Origin of the sequence: Micromonospora sp. HM134 (assembly GCF_007833915.1) — a bacterium.
Lineage (GTDB): Bacteria > Actinomycetota > Actinomycetes > Mycobacteriales > Micromonosporaceae > Micromonospora > Micromonospora wenchangensis.
Map to the genome: position 1 here is coordinate 3,969,617 of NZ_CP041061.1, position 13,312 is coordinate 3,982,928.

The 13,312-nt window shown below is 74.2% G+C and carries 12 protein-coding genes; 6 read left to right on the forward strand and 6 right to left on the reverse strand.

All coding sequences use genetic code 11. The annotated features are described in order from the left end of the window. The first annotated feature begins 206 nt into the window (after positions 1-206). Positions 207-1,058, forward strand: coding sequence for a hypothetical protein (locus FJK98_RS16985; protein ID WP_145919888.1), 852 nt, complete (start codon positions 207-209; stop codon positions 1,056-1,058). A 31-nt stretch (positions 1,059-1,089) separates the two neighbouring features. On the opposite strand, the gene smpB is transcribed toward FJK98_RS16985, so the two are convergent. Then, positions 1,090-1,593, reverse strand: coding sequence for an SsrA-binding protein SmpB (smpB, locus tag FJK98_RS16990; protein WP_145919889.1), 504 nt, complete (start codon positions 1,591-1,593; stop codon positions 1,090-1,092). Positions 1,594-1,677: 84 nt separating this feature from the next. Here smpB and FJK98_RS16995 point away from each other — a divergent pair, with 84 nt between their 5' ends. From FJK98_RS16995 to nhaA, 4 genes are all read left to right on the forward strand, one after another. After that, a complete protein-coding gene (locus FJK98_RS16995) occupies positions 1,678-2,217 on the forward strand; it encodes a DinB family protein (RefSeq protein WP_145919890.1) in 540 nt (179 codons plus the stop codon). Between the two features lie 99 nt (positions 2,218-2,316). Continuing rightward, positions 2,317-2,985, forward strand: coding sequence for a class I SAM-dependent methyltransferase (locus FJK98_RS17000; protein ID WP_145919891.1), 669 nt, complete (start codon positions 2,317-2,319; stop codon positions 2,983-2,985). Positions 2,986-3,110: 125 nt separating this feature from the next. Continuing rightward, a complete protein-coding gene (htpG, locus tag FJK98_RS17005) occupies positions 3,111-4,952 on the forward strand; it encodes a molecular chaperone HtpG (RefSeq protein WP_240763000.1) in 1,842 nt (613 codons plus the stop codon). 161 nt (positions 4,953-5,113) lie between these two features. Next, positions 5,114-6,460 carry a Na+/H+ antiporter NhaA gene (gene nhaA, locus FJK98_RS17010; protein WP_145919893.1) on the forward strand — a complete coding sequence of 449 codons (1,347 nt, stop codon included), beginning with the start codon at positions 5,114-5,116 and terminating at the stop codon, positions 6,458-6,460. A 3-nt stretch (positions 6,461-6,463) separates the two neighbouring features. Here nhaA and FJK98_RS17015 read toward each other — a convergent pair whose 3' ends face one another. The 5 genes from FJK98_RS17015 to FJK98_RS17035 all read right to left on the reverse strand — a co-directional run bounded on the left by FJK98_RS17015 (position 6,464) and on the right by FJK98_RS17035 (position 11,945). Continuing rightward, a complete protein-coding gene (locus tag FJK98_RS17015; RefSeq protein WP_370516909.1) occupies positions 6,464-7,531 on the reverse strand; it encodes an ABC transporter ATP-binding protein in 1,068 nt (355 codons plus the stop codon). Then, a complete protein-coding gene (locus tag FJK98_RS17020; RefSeq protein WP_370517086.1) occupies positions 7,528-8,358 on the reverse strand; it encodes an ABC transporter permease in 831 nt (276 codons plus the stop codon). The genes FJK98_RS17015 and FJK98_RS17020 overlap by 4 nt, the downstream gene beginning before the upstream one ends. After that, the gene (gene modA, locus FJK98_RS17025) at positions 8,334-9,122 is read right to left on the reverse strand and encodes a molybdate ABC transporter substrate-binding protein (protein WP_145922824.1); all 789 of its coding nucleotides are present in this window, start codon (positions 9,120-9,122) and stop codon (positions 8,334-8,336) included. Before modA ends, FJK98_RS17020 begins: the two co-directional genes overlap by 25 nt. A gap of 131 nt (positions 9,123-9,253) precedes the next feature. Continuing rightward, positions 9,254-9,679: a molybdopterin-binding protein gene (locus FJK98_RS17030; RefSeq protein WP_145919896.1), complete on the reverse strand. Its 426-nt coding sequence runs from the start codon at positions 9,677-9,679 to the stop codon at positions 9,254-9,256. Between the two features lie 202 nt (positions 9,680-9,881). Further along, on the reverse strand, positions 9,882-11,945 hold the full coding sequence (locus FJK98_RS17035) for a M4 family metallopeptidase (protein ID WP_145919897.1): 2,064 nt from the start codon (positions 11,943-11,945) through the stop codon (positions 9,882-9,884). A 451-nt stretch (positions 11,946-12,396) separates the two neighbouring features. Between FJK98_RS17035 and FJK98_RS17040 the strand changes: the two genes are divergently transcribed. Beyond that, positions 12,397-13,299, forward strand: coding sequence for a DUF4231 domain-containing protein (locus FJK98_RS17040; protein ID WP_145919898.1), 903 nt, complete (start codon positions 12,397-12,399; stop codon positions 13,297-13,299). Positions 13,300-13,312: the final 13 nt, after the last annotated feature.

A 13,312-nucleotide genomic window follows, 5' to 3' on the forward strand; every position in this document is an offset into this window, starting at 1 on the left:
ACAAGAAGTCTTGTGGAATTGTGGCCGGCGCGCCGGGGACGGCGACGCGCTGCGGGGCGCGGACAGGCCGGGGACAATGCGACGGAGCGACGGCTGACGCGGACCCGGCCGGGACCAGGAACAGAGGCGGTGCCGATGACCGAGCCGGCGGTGACCACCGCAACCGGGCCGGTGGCGTCCACCGGGCCGGGAACCGGGGGCGGGGGGTGACGGCCGGCCTGGCACTGACCTTCGCCCTCGGCGCGGCGTTCGGCTACGGCGTCGGCTCGGTCCTGCAGGCCGTCGGGGCCCGACGCGGGGCCAGCACCCTGCGCGCCCTCGGCCACCCGCTCTACCTCGTCGGCCTCGGCTGCGACACGCTGGCCTGGCTCGCCTCCCTGGTCGCCCTCCAGAAACTCCCCGTGTACGCGGTCCAGTCGGTCACCGCCGGCTCGCTGGCCGTCACCGTGGTCGTCGCCCGGATCGTGCTCGGTGCGCGACTACGCCGCCGGGACACCGGGGCGATCCTGCTCACCGTCGCCGCCCTCACCGTCATCTCGCTGGCCGCCGGCCCCGAACCGCCGGTCACCGCGTCGGCGGCGCTCCGGGTCGGCCTGGCCGGCGCGGCGGCGCTGACCGCGATCGCCGGCCTCGCCGCCCTACGGGTCGCCCGGCCGGTCGTCGCCGCCACCCTGGCCGGTCTCGCCTGGGGGATCACCGCGCTGTGCGCGCGGGCGCTCATCCCGCCACCCGACCCGCTGGGCCACCCCGGCACGGCGGCCTGGGACCTGCTGAAGGAGCCGGTCACCTGGGGCCTGGTCGTCTCCGGGGTGACCGGGACGATCCTCTACGCGCACGCGCTGCGCCACGGGCAGGTCGGGCCGGTCACCGCCGTGCTCTGGGCGGTCGAGATCGTCGTCCCGTCGGTCGCCGGGGTGCTGCTGCTCGGCGACGGGGTACGCGCCGGCTGGCTGCCCTGGGCGGTCCTGGCCATCCTGACCACCGTGGCCGCCGCGATCGTGCTGGCCGGCGCCCCGGGCACCGCCGACACCGCCGCAGCGGACGACGCCTCCGGCTGAGCCCGCAGGGCACCGGCGAACGTCGACCGGGTCAGCCCGGCCTGCGACCCTCGCCGGCCGGCCGTCGGCCCTTGAGCCGGCGGCCCAACTCCCGGGCGATCTCCCGGTTGGCGTCGCGTTCGGCGAGCACCTGCCGCTTGTCGTACGAGCGGCGGCCCCGGGCCAGCCCGACCTCGACCTTGGCCCAGCCGTTGCTGAAGTACATCGACAGCGGCACCAGGGTGATCCCCGGGTCGCGCAACTTCTCCAGGATGCGGGCGATCTCCACCCGGTGCAGCAGCAGCTTGCGGGTCCGCCGGGGCTGGTGGTTGGTCCAGGTGCCGTAGCCGTACTCGGCGATGTGCAGGCCGTACAGCAGGATCTCGCCGTCGCTCTCCTGGGCGAACGCGTCGACCAGCGACACCCGCCCCTCGCGCAGCGACTTCACCTCGGTGCCGGCCAGCACGATGCCCGCCTCGTAGGTCTTCAGCACCGTGTAGTCGTGGCGGGCCTTCCTGTTGACGGCGATGGGCCTACGCTCCGCGTCCCGCGACACCACGACCACCCCCCGCCCGGATCTGCCAGCGGCGTACACCCTACCGCCGACGCCGGCCCGGCACCCGCGTGGCAGGATCGCCGCATGTCGGAGTGGGCGGCGATCACGCCGGAGGACCGGGACTGGACCGCCGTCATCGACGACGGGTGCGCCGAGTGCGGCTTCGTGCCGCAGCGGGCCGACGCCACCGGGGACCGGCTGCGCGCCACCGTCCCGGTGTGGCGGGAGGTGCTGTCCCGGCCCGACGCGACCCGGCGGCCCGCGCCGACCGTCTGGTCGCCGGTGGAGTACGCCTGCCACGTGCGGGACACCTGCCGGATCTTCCGGGGGCGGCTGGCGCTGATGCTCGACGAGGACGACCCGGTCTTCCCCGACTGGGACCAGGACGCCACCGCCGTCGAGGACGACTACTTCCACCAGGCGCCGGCCCGGGTGGCCGGGGAACTCGCCGCGCAGGCCGAGTCGACCGCCGCCGCGTTCGACGCCGTCACGCCCGCGCAGTGGGCCCGCCCGGGCCGGCGCAGCAACGGTTCGGTGTTCACCGTGGGCCGCTTCGCCGTCTACTTCCTGCACGACGTGGTGCACCACGTGCACGACGTCACCCGTCCGACGACCCCCCGCTGACCCGCGAGGCGACGTCGCGACCGAAGTCGATGTCGGAGCGGGTCCGGTCGGGGTGGCGCACCCTCCGGCGGAGCCGCCCGGCCGGTAGGGTCCCCGGCCGTGACCGACGCCGACTTCCTCGCCGAGACCCGCGCCTCCTACGACACGATGGCCGCCGGGTACGCCACCCGGTTCCGGACCGAACTCGCCGCCCGCCCGGTCGACCGGGCCATGCTCGCCGCGTTCGCCGAGACCGTCCTGGCCGGCGGGGGCGGCCCGGTGCTCGACGTCGGCTGCGGCCCCGGCCGGATCACCGCTCACCTGCGCGCCCTCGACCTGGCCGTCACCGGGCTCGACCTGTCCCCGGGGATGCTGGCCCAGGGCCGGCTGGCCCATCCGGGGCTGCGTTTCGTCGAGGGGTCCATGCTGGACCTACCGGTGGCCGACGGCGCACTGGCCGGCCTGGTCGCCTGGTACAGCGTCATCCACGTACCCGACGGGTGGCTGCCCCGGGTCTTCGCCGAGTTCCACCGGGCCCTCGCCCCCGGCGGGCACGCGCTGCTCGCCTTCCAGGTCGGCGACGAGACGGTCCGCTACACCGAGGCGTGGGGCGACCCGGTCTCGCTGGCGTTCCGTCGCCGCCAGCCGGACCACGTGGCGGCGTTGCTGCACGCCGCCGGGCTGCCGGAGCGGGCCCGGATGTGCCGGGCCCCGCAGGAGTTCGACGGCGCCACCGAACGCACCCCGCAGGCCTGCCTGCTGGTCCGTCGGGACGACGACCGGGCGTGACCGGGCCGCCACGGCACCTCGTATCCTGTTGCGCGGATCTGGCCCACCCGTACGAGGAGGTTGGTGTGAGCAGTCGGACCGAGACGCTGGAGTTCCAGGCGGAGACACGCCAGCTGCTGCAACTGATGGTGCATTCCATCTACTCGCACAAGGACGTCTTCCTACGCGAGCTGATCTCCAACGCCTCCGACGCGTTGGACAAGCTCCGGCTGGAGTCGCTTGTCGACTCCGACCTCGACGTCGACACCTCTGACCTGCACATCGAGCTGGTGACCGACCCGGAGGCCCGGACCCTCACCGTCCGGGACAACGGCATCGGCATGTCCCGCGAGGACGTCGTCTCGCTGATCGGCACCATCGCCCGCTCCGGCACCGCCGAGCTGCTGCGCAAGCTCAAGGAGTCCAAGGAGAGCGCCGGCGGCGAGCTGATCGGCCAGTTCGGCGTCGGATTCTACTCGACGTTCATGGTCGCCGACCGGGTCACCCTGCTCACCCGGCGGGCCGGGCAGACCGAGGGCACCCGCTGGGAGTCCACCGGCGAGGGCACCTACGTGGTGGAGACCGTCGACGACGCCCCGCAGGGCACCTCGGTCACCGTGCACCTCAAGCCCGCCGACGACGAGGACAACCTGCACGACTACGCCGACCTCGCCACGGTCCGGCAGATCGTCAAGCGGTACTCGGACTTCATCGCCTGGCCGATCCGCACCACCGTGCCGGGCGTCGACGGCGGTGAACCCACCGAGGAGACGCTCAACTCCCGCAAGGCGCTCTGGGCCCGCCCGCGTGACGAGGTCGCCGAGGAGGAGTACCGGGACTTCTACCGGCACGTCAGCCACGACTGGACCGACCCGCTGGAGACCATCCACATGCGCGGGGAGGGCACCTTCGAGTACGAGGCGCTGCTGTTCCTGCCCGCGCACGCGCCGTACGACCTCTACCAGGCCGACGGCCGGCGCGGGGTGCAGCTCTACGTCAAGCGGGTCTTCGTGATGGACGACTGCGCCGCGCTGATGCCGAACTACCTGCGCTTCGTCAAGGGCGTGGTGGACGCCCACGACCTGTCGCTGAACATCTCCCGGGAGATCCTCCAGCAGGACCGGCAGATCCAGATCGTCCGCCGCCGGCTGGTCCGCAAGGTGCTCGCCACGGTCAAGGACATGCGCACCGGCAACCCGGAGCGGTTCGCCACCTTCTGGGGCGAGTTCGGCCGGGTGGTCAAGGAGGGTCTGCTGGAGGACCCGGACAACACCGAGACCATCCTCGACCTGCTGTCGGTGGCCTCCACCCACCACGACACCGAGCCCACCACGCTGGGCGGGTACGTGGAGCGGATGAAGGACGGCCAGAACGAGATCTACTACACCACCGGCGAGAACCGCACCATGCTGGAGAACTCCCCGCACCTGGAGGCGTTCCGGGCCAAGGGCTACGAGGTGCTGCTGCTCACCGACCCGGTCGACGAGGTGTGGGTGGAACGGGTCGGCCAGTTCGACGGCAAGCCGCTGCGCTCCATCGCCAAGGGCCAGGTCGACCTGGAGACCGAGCAGGAACGCAAGGACACCGAGGTCGCCCGGGAGCAGCAGAACAAGGAGTACGCCGAGCTGCTCACCTTCCTCGGCGGGGCGCTCGCCGACACCGTCAAGGAGGTCCGGCTCTCGTCCCGGCTGACCACCTCGCCCGCGTGCATCGTCGGCGACGCGCACGACATCACCCCGACCCTGGAGAAGATGTACCGGGCGATGGGGCAGGAACTGCCCCCGGTCAAGCGCATCCTCGAACTCAACCCGACCCACCCGCTGGTCACCGGCCTGCGCGTCGCCCACCAGCGCGGCGACGACAGTGCGGCGCTGACCGAGACCGCCGAGCTGCTCTACGGCACGGCGCTGCTCGCCGAGGGCGGCGACCTGGCCGACCCGGCCCGGTTCGCCCGGCTGCTCGCCGACCGGTTGGCCCGTACCCTCTGATCCGCCTCCGCTCCCGGCCGGGCACCCACCCGGCCGGGAGCGACGGGGGTCGGCACGCAGCCGCCCGGCGGTCGGCGGCCGCAGCGGATAGGGTTGCCCCAGGTGTGCCGGGAAGTCTGGTCGGCGGTGGATGACGCGATCCCTGCCGACGAGGAGTTTCCGTGACCAACGCCACCCGGCGAGGCCCCAGCCTGTTCGCCCGCCGCTCCTGGAGCGAGACCAGCCGGATCTCGGCCATCCTCCGCCGGGAGACCGTCGGCGGGGCGCTCCTGCTCGCCGGGGCGCTCATCGCGCTGGTCTGGTCCAATTCCCCCTGGTCGGGGTCGTACCAGGCGCTGCGGGACGTCACCGTCGGCCCGGCCGCGCTGCACCTCGACCTGAGCGTGGCGACCTGGGCCGCGGACGGTCTGCTGGCCGTGTTCTTCTTCGTCGCCGGACTGGAGCTCAAACGCGAGTTCGTCGCCGGTGACCTGCGTGATCCCCGACGGGCGGCGGTGCCGGTGGCGGCTGCCGTCGGCGGGGTGATCGTGCCCGCTGTGCTGTATTACCTGATCGCCGCCGGGGCGGGCGACGGCGCAGGCCGGGGCTGGGCCATCCCGACCGCCACCGACATCGCGTTCGCCCTGGCGGTGCTCGCCGTGGTGGGCCGTTTCCTGCCGTCGGCGCTGCGCACCTTCCTGCTCACCCTGGCGGTGGTCGACGACCTGCTCGCCATCATGATCATCGCGGTCTTCTACACCTCGGACCTGTCCGTCGCCCCGCTGCTGGGCGCGCTGCTGCCGCTCGCCGCCTTCGCGTTCCTGGTTCAGCGCCGGGTCCGGTCGTGGTGGCTGCTGCTGCCGTTCGCCGTCCTCACCTGGGTGCTGGTGCACGAGTCGGGGGTGCACGCCACCGTGGCCGGCGTCCTGCTCGCCTTCACCGTGCCGGTGCTGCGCAGCGCCGCGGCCGGCGGCCCGGACGCCGGGCCCGGCCTGGCCGAGCACTTCGAGCACCGGGTGCGGCCGATCTCCGCCGGCATCGCCGTGCCGGTCTTCGCGTTCCTCTCCGCCGGGGTCACCGTCGGAGGGCTCGCCGGGCTGGCCACCGCGTTGACCGACCGGGTCGCGGTGGGCATCGCCGTCGGCCTGGTCGTCGGCAAACCGGTCGGCATCCTGACCGCGACCTGGCTGGTGTCCCGGTTCACCCGGGCCGACCCCGACGAGGGCCTCAACTGGCTCGACGCGCTCGGGCTCGCGCTGCTCGGCGGGATCGGCTTCACCGTCTCGCTGCTGATCGGGGAACTGGCCTTCGGGCTGGGCAGCGCCCGCGACGACCACGCCAAGGTGGCGGTGCTCGCCGGTTCGCTGGTGTCGGCCCTGCTGGCCAGCGTCATCCTGCGCGCCCGCAGCCGGGTCTACCGGCGGGTGCACGAGGCCGAGAGCGTCGACCTGGACCGCGACGGCGTGCCGGACGTCTTCCAGCCGACGCCACCCGCCGACGCCGGCGACGGCCCGCCCGGCCCGAGCTGACCGTCAGGGCCCGACCGGGTACGCCCGGGTGTCGCCGGCCGCCACGCTCGCCCAGACCTGCTGCCCGGGGAGCAGCCGCAGCCCGGCGGCGACGGCGGGGGTGACGTCGGCGACGGTGTCGAGCACCCCGGTGAGCTGCACCCGCAGGTGGTCGCCGTGCCGGTGCACCCCGGCGACGGTGGCCGGCCAGCGGTGCCCGGCGGTGTCGTCGGGGCGGTGCGGATGCAGGCGCACGGCGGTGGGCGCGAAGACCACGAAGGCGTCGCCGTCGAGCCGGTCGGCGGTCGGCACGGTGAACCCGTCGGCGAGCCGGACCCGCCGCCCGTCGGCCCGGCCCCGGTGCAGGTTCAGCCCGACCAGCCGGGCGACGTAGTCGGTGCGCGGCCGGCCGGTGACCGTCGCCGCGTCGCCCTCCTGGACCACCCGGCCGTCCTCGACGATGACCAGCCGGTCGGCCAGCGCCAGGGCGTCCAGCGGGTCGTGGGTGACCAGCACGGCCGCCCCGGCGTGGTCGGTGAGGTGACGGTGCAGTTCGGCGCGGGTGTCCAGCCGGGTGCGGGCGTCGAGCGCGGCCAGCGGCTCGTCGAGCAGCAGCAGGGTCGGGTGGACGGCGAGCGCGCGGGCCAGGGCGACCCGCTGGGCCTGCCCGCCGGAGAGCTGCCGGGGCCGCCGCCCGGCGTACCCGGCCAGGCCCACCCGGTCCAGCCACCGGTCGGCCCGCGCACGGGCGGCCCGCCGGGGCAGGCCCTGCCGGCGGGGACCGAACGCGACGTTGTCCCGGGCGGTCAGGTGCGGGAAGAGCAGGTAGTCCTGGAACACCACGCCGACGGGCCGCCGCTCCGGCCGGACGAACCGCCGCGCGTCCGGCTGGTCCAGCACCGTCGAGTCGAGGCGTAGCCGTCCGGCGCTGAGCGGGTGCAGCCCGGCGAGGGCGCGCAGCGCGGTGGTCTTGCCGGCGCCGTTCGGCCCGAGCAGCGCGACCACCTCCCCGGCGGCGACGTGCAGCCGGACGTCCAGCCGGAACCCGGCCCGGTCGACGACCAGGTGCCCGTCGAGCAGTGGCGGTGTCACGGGCCGCTGATCCACCGGTCGCGCAGCCCGGCGAGGATCACCACCGAGACGGTGAGCAGCACCAGGCTGAGCACCACGGCGGCCTCCAGGTCGGTCTCCAGGGCCAGGTAGACCGCGAGCGGCATGGTCTGGGTCCGGCCCGGATAGTTGCCGGCGAAGGTGATGGTCGCGCCGAACTCGCCGAGCGCGCGGGCCCAGCACAGCACCGCCCCGGCGGCGACGCCGGGGGCGACCAGCGGCAGGGTGACCCGGGTGAAGGTGGTCCACCGGCCCGCGCCCAGGGTGGCGGCGGCCTCCTCGTAGCGGTGGTCGACGCCGCGCAGCGCCCCCTCCACCGCGATGATCAGGAACGGCATCGCCACGAACGCCTCGGCGAGCACCACGCCGGTGGTGGTGAACGGCAGCGTGACGCCGAAGGTGGCGTCCAGCCAGCCGCCGACCGGCCCGCGTCGACCGAAGACCAGCAACAGTGCCACCCCGCCGACCACCGGCGGCAGCACCAGCGGCACGGTGACCAGCGCCCGGACCAGCCGCCGGCCGGGAAACTCCACCCGGGCCAGCAACCACGCCAGAGGTACGCCCAGCGCCAGGCAGAGCAGCGTGGCGAGGGTGGCGCACTGCACCGACAGCCGCAGCGCGGTGAGCACCCCGGGCGCGGTGAGGCGTGGTCCCAGCGACGTCCACGGGGTGCGCAGCAGCAGCCCGCCCAGCGGCAGCACCAGGAACAGCAACCCCACGGCGGCCGGTACGAGCAGCGCGACCGGCACCCGTTGACCGGTGCCGCGTCGGCGGATGGACGCGGTCACGGGCCTGCCGGTGGCTGGAATCCGGCGTCGGTGAGGACGGCCCGGCCGGGTGCGGACCGGACCAGCGCGACGAAGGCGTGGGCGGCGGTGGGGTTCGGCGCGTCGGCCAGCACCACGATCGGGTAGTCGTTGCCGGCGCGGGCGGACTCGGGGAACTCGATGCCGTCGACCTCCCGGTCGGCCGCGCGGGCGTCGGTGCGGTAGACCAGCGCCGCGTCGACCTCGCCGAGTTTCACCTTGGCCAGTGCGCCCTTGACGTCCTGTTCGAGGGTGACCGGGGTGACCCGTACGCCGGCCGCGTCCAGGGCGGTGGTCGCCGCCGCCCCGCACGGCACCTGGGCGGCGCACAGCGCGACCTTCAACCCCGGCCGGGTCAGGTCGGCCAGCCCGGCGAGGCGCTGCGGATTGCCCTGCGGCACGGCGATGACGAGCTGGTTGCGGGCGAAGACGGCGGGGGCACCGGCGGCGTGCCCGGCGTCGGTGACGGTGGCCATGTTCCTCGGGGCGGCCGAGGCGAACACGTCGGCGGGCGCGCCCTGGGTGATCTGGGTGGCCAGGGCGGAGCTGCCGGCGAAGTTGAAGGTGACCGTCGTGCCCGGGTGTTCGGCCTCGAACCGCCGGCCGAGGGTGGTGAACGACTCGGTCAGCGACGCGGCGGCGAAGACGGTCAGCGTGCCGCGCGGTTCACCGTCGGTGGCCGGCGCGGTGGTCCCGGCCCCGCATCCGGCCAGGGCGAGGAGGGCCGCCACGAGGGGGAGGACCCCGGCGCGGCTCCGCCGGCCCATCGGGCGGCTGCCGCCGCGCGGTCGGGTGGCCGCAGCAGCGCCGGTCGGCCCGGCGGTGCCGGGGCGGGGCGGGGCGGTCGGGCCGGTGGCAGGGCGGCGGGGCAGGGCGGGCGGTCCGCCGGCGGGTCGGGTCACGGGTCGGTCCTTCCCCTGGTGGGGCCGGTGGGCGCGGGACGCTCCACCACGACGGTGGTCGACTTGATCACGGCGACGGCCACCGAGCCGACCCGCAGGTCCAGCTCGTCGACGGCCTCGCGGCTCATCAGCGAGACGATCCGGAACGGCCCGGCCTGGATGTCGACCTGGGCCATCACGGTGTCCCGGACGACGGCGGTGACGATCCCGCGCAGCCGGTTGCGGGCCGAGGAGAACTCGGCCCCCTCGTCGGGGGCGGCGGACTGGGCGCGGACGAAGCCGGCCAGGTCCACGCCGTCGACGAGCCGGTGGCCGTGGGCGTCCCGCCGGGCGGGCAGCCGGCCGGCGTCCACCCAGCGCCGCACGGTGTCGGCGCTGACCCCGAGCAACTCGGCGGCCTCACTGATCCGGAACACGCTCACCCGGTCACCCTAGTCGCCCGCATCTGCCCACCGGAAGGTGGTTTCCACCTCGCGGACGCGAGTGGTGACGCCGCTTCCGGCCCGCAGTCGCGGGTGCCGGCGGGGTGGACCCGGGCCGGGCCCGGGGGAGTGGCGGGGGCGGACACGCCGACGGCCGGCCGTCGCGGGTGGCGACGACCGGCCGCTGCCGGCGGTGGGAGGGTCAGCTCAGGGTGAGCGCGGTGTCGTCCACCACGAAGGACGTCTGGAGGCTGCTGTCCTCCACCCCGCTGAACGAGATGGTGACGGTGCTGCCCGCCAGCGCGGACACGTCGAAGCTGCGCTGCACGTAGCCGCTGGCGGCGTTGACGTTGGAGTACGTCGCCAGGGTGGTGCTGCCGGCCTTGACGGTCAGCTTGTCGTACGCCGTGCTGCCCGACTCGGCCGTGTCGATGTGCAGCCAGAAGGACAGGGTGGCCCGGCAACCGGCCGGGATGGCCACCGACTGGGTGACGGTGTCGGTGTGGGTGGAGCCGTACCCGTTGAGCCACGCCTTGTACGAGCCACCGTGCGCGGCCTGGCTGGCCGACGAGGTGATCACGCCCGAGGTGGCGGTCCAGCCGGTGGCGCCGGACTCGAAGCCGGGGTTGGTCAGCTTCTGGCCCGAGCAGCCGCCCGAGGTCGGGGTGGGCGTCGGGGTGGAGGTCGCGGTCGGGGTGGGCGTCGGGGTGCCACCGGTGCAGGTCGGGTCGCCGGACTGCGCCGGCACGCTCACCGCGTCCCAGGCGGCCTTGACCGTGTTGAACTCGGTGCAGCTGCCCGGGTACAGGGTCTTGGCGGCCTGCAACGTCCAGGTGCGGTACTTCAGGTACGACGAGGTCGTCGTCTTGAGCAGCATCGCGTTGTACATGATCTTGATGGCCTTCTGGATGCCCAGGCCGGTCACGGTGCTGCTGTTGCAGGTCGGGCTGGTCGGCTGCCCGTTGGTCGGGTTGCTGCCCATGGCCAGCAGGTAGAACCAGTGGTTGCCCGGGCCGGCCGCCGCGTGCACCTCCTGGCTCGGGATGCTGCTGGAGTAGCAGTTCGCGTCGCCGAGCGCGGACGGGTTGTACATGTTGCGGATCGGGCCGCTGCCGACCAGGTTGATCTTCTCGCCGACGAGGAAGTCCGGCGCGTCGTAGGTGGACGGCTCGTTGGCGAACCACTCGGTGGCCGCGCCGAACGTGTCGGCGACGAACTCCTGGGTGTTGCCCCGGGAGATGCCGCCGGGGGTGGTGTCGTCGATGCCGTGACCGATCTCGTGGGCCACCACGTCGAGCGAGCCGATCCACTGCCCGGCGGTGTTCTTGCCGATCTGCACCTGCGAGCCGTCGTAGTAGGCGTTCTGGTCGTTGAGGCCGACCCGGATGGGCCACGCGCCACCGCTGCCGTTCGCGCCGTTGCGGCCCAGCCACTGCGACAGCATCTTGTGCTCGGTCTGCGCCGAGAACAGGGCGTCGACGCAGCCGGTCTCCTTGTTGGTGCCGGTGCCGTTGCCCCAGACGTCGTCCGGGCCGGAGAAGGTGGTGTTGTTCGCGGCGTCCTGGCAGCTCAGGTTGGTGATGCTCGGGTCCTTCAGCGAGTAGGTGCTGCCCGACAGGGTGGTGTTCAGGGTGACCGGCCCGTTCCACACGCCGGTGCCGGTGCCCCGCACGACGTGCTCCTGGGTGTCCAGCACCGCGCCGGTGGCGGCGTCCACGTCGACGGTCAGCCGGCTGGGGCCGTCCGCGCCGGTGCCGGTGACGGTGGTCTCCCAGGCCAGCGTGGGCCGCGCGCCGAGGGTGTGCACGACGAGCGCGGTGCCCTCGACGCCGCTGACCTTCCGCAGTTGGGCGCGGGCGGTCCGCTCGGCCGCGGCGGCGGTGAGCTTCGGCGTGGTGGACAGGTTCCCGATGCTCTGCTGCTGGGCGACGGAGGCGTAGGTGACCTCGCCGGTGGCGGTGGTCGCCAGGACGAAGTCGCCGCCGACCACGCGCAGGCCCTTGTAGGTGCGTTCGTAGGGGACGTACTGGATGCCCTCGGAGGCGATGACCGGCCGTTGCACGAACGCGTCGTCGGCGCTGGCGTGCAGGTAGGCGGGACGGCTGGCGACCAGCGAGCTGGCCGCGCCGACGGCGGCGGCCCGGGCCTGGGCCGGGTCGGGGACGGGGTGGGACGGCGCGGCCTGGACCGCTGCGGCGGTGCCCGCGGCGATCAGGCCGGCCGCGACCGCGCCGGAGAGCGCGACGAAACGGGGTGAGAGCGTCAAGGGGGATGCTCCTGTTCTCGGGCGGCGTCGCGGTGCCCGGTGGGGTCGCGCGCCGGTGCTGCATGAGGCATGGCCGCGACGGGTGGTCTCCGGGCTGCCGGCGGGCCCGGTGGGGGTGACTGTCCGTCGCGTGTCGCCGGGGGTTGGCGACTGCTGGAGGCACGATCACACGGGCAGGCACCCATATCAATGGGTTGACCCGGGCAACCATGCGTCCAGGCTGCCGAAACCGCTGTTGCCAGGTGATGAACGATCGTCGGCCACCCCGGTCTGAACAGGTGATCCCCGTCGATCTCGTGCCGGCCGACCGCCCCAGTTGCGGGTTTTCGCCGGAACGCGCGCCGGATGCGCATACACCCGGTCGACCAGCAGTACGACAACGTCGTCATGTCCGTCGTGCTCGGCCCCTCGGGCACGAGTCGGATGGGCGTCGATCGCCTACCATGCGGCTGTGCCGGACATCGACGCATCGCTGGCCGCCGGGCAGGTCTGGCGGGGGCAGGGCGACTGGTCGCAGGCCGCCCGACGGGCCAAGCGACGGATCACCACCGGTCGCCGGGCGGTCGCCGCGCTGACCGCGACCGCCGCCGTCGCCGGCACCGCGGCGGCCCGGCTGGCCGCGTCCGCGCCCACCGCCGGCCGGGTGCTGGCGCTCGTCGCCGCCGTGTCGCTGCTCCTGGTGCCGGTGTTCGGCCGCCGCGCGTCCCGCGACGCGGTCGCCGTCTGGACCCGGCTCCGGGCGGTCTCCGAGGCGTCGAAGGCGGAGCTGTACCGCTACCTCGCCCGCGTCGCCCCCTACGCCGGCAGCGACGCCGACGCCGTCCTGCTGCACCGCTACGGACTGCTCGTGGACGGCGCCGGCGACCTGGTCGGGCACACCCTCGACGGCGCCCCGGCCGACCGTCCGCCGCCCCCGGTCACCGACGTGCCGAGCTACCTGGTCGAACGGGTGCAGCGCCAGGTCGACGGCTACTACCTGCCGGCGGCCCGGCAGGCCGGCCGCGCCGCCGCCCGGATCGGCCGCGCGGCGACCGCGTTGACCGTCCTGGCCGCCGTGCTCTCCGCCGTCGTCGGGGTGTTCGGCGACGGACTCGGCCTGACCGCGTGGGTGGGGGTGGCCGCGACGGTCACCACCGCGCTGGTCGGCTACGGCGCGGCCGAACGCTACGACCAACAGCACCTCGAGTACGCCCGGACGGCCGACCAGCTGACCCGGCTGCGGCTGACCCGGGCGGCCGGGTCGGGCTGGACCGACGACGAGGCGCTCGTCGCCGAGGCCGAGCGGATCATCGCCCAGTCCAACGCGGCCTGGATGGCCAAGATGATCGAGGACGATGGCGCTGCGCAGCAGTGACATGACGGGCTGT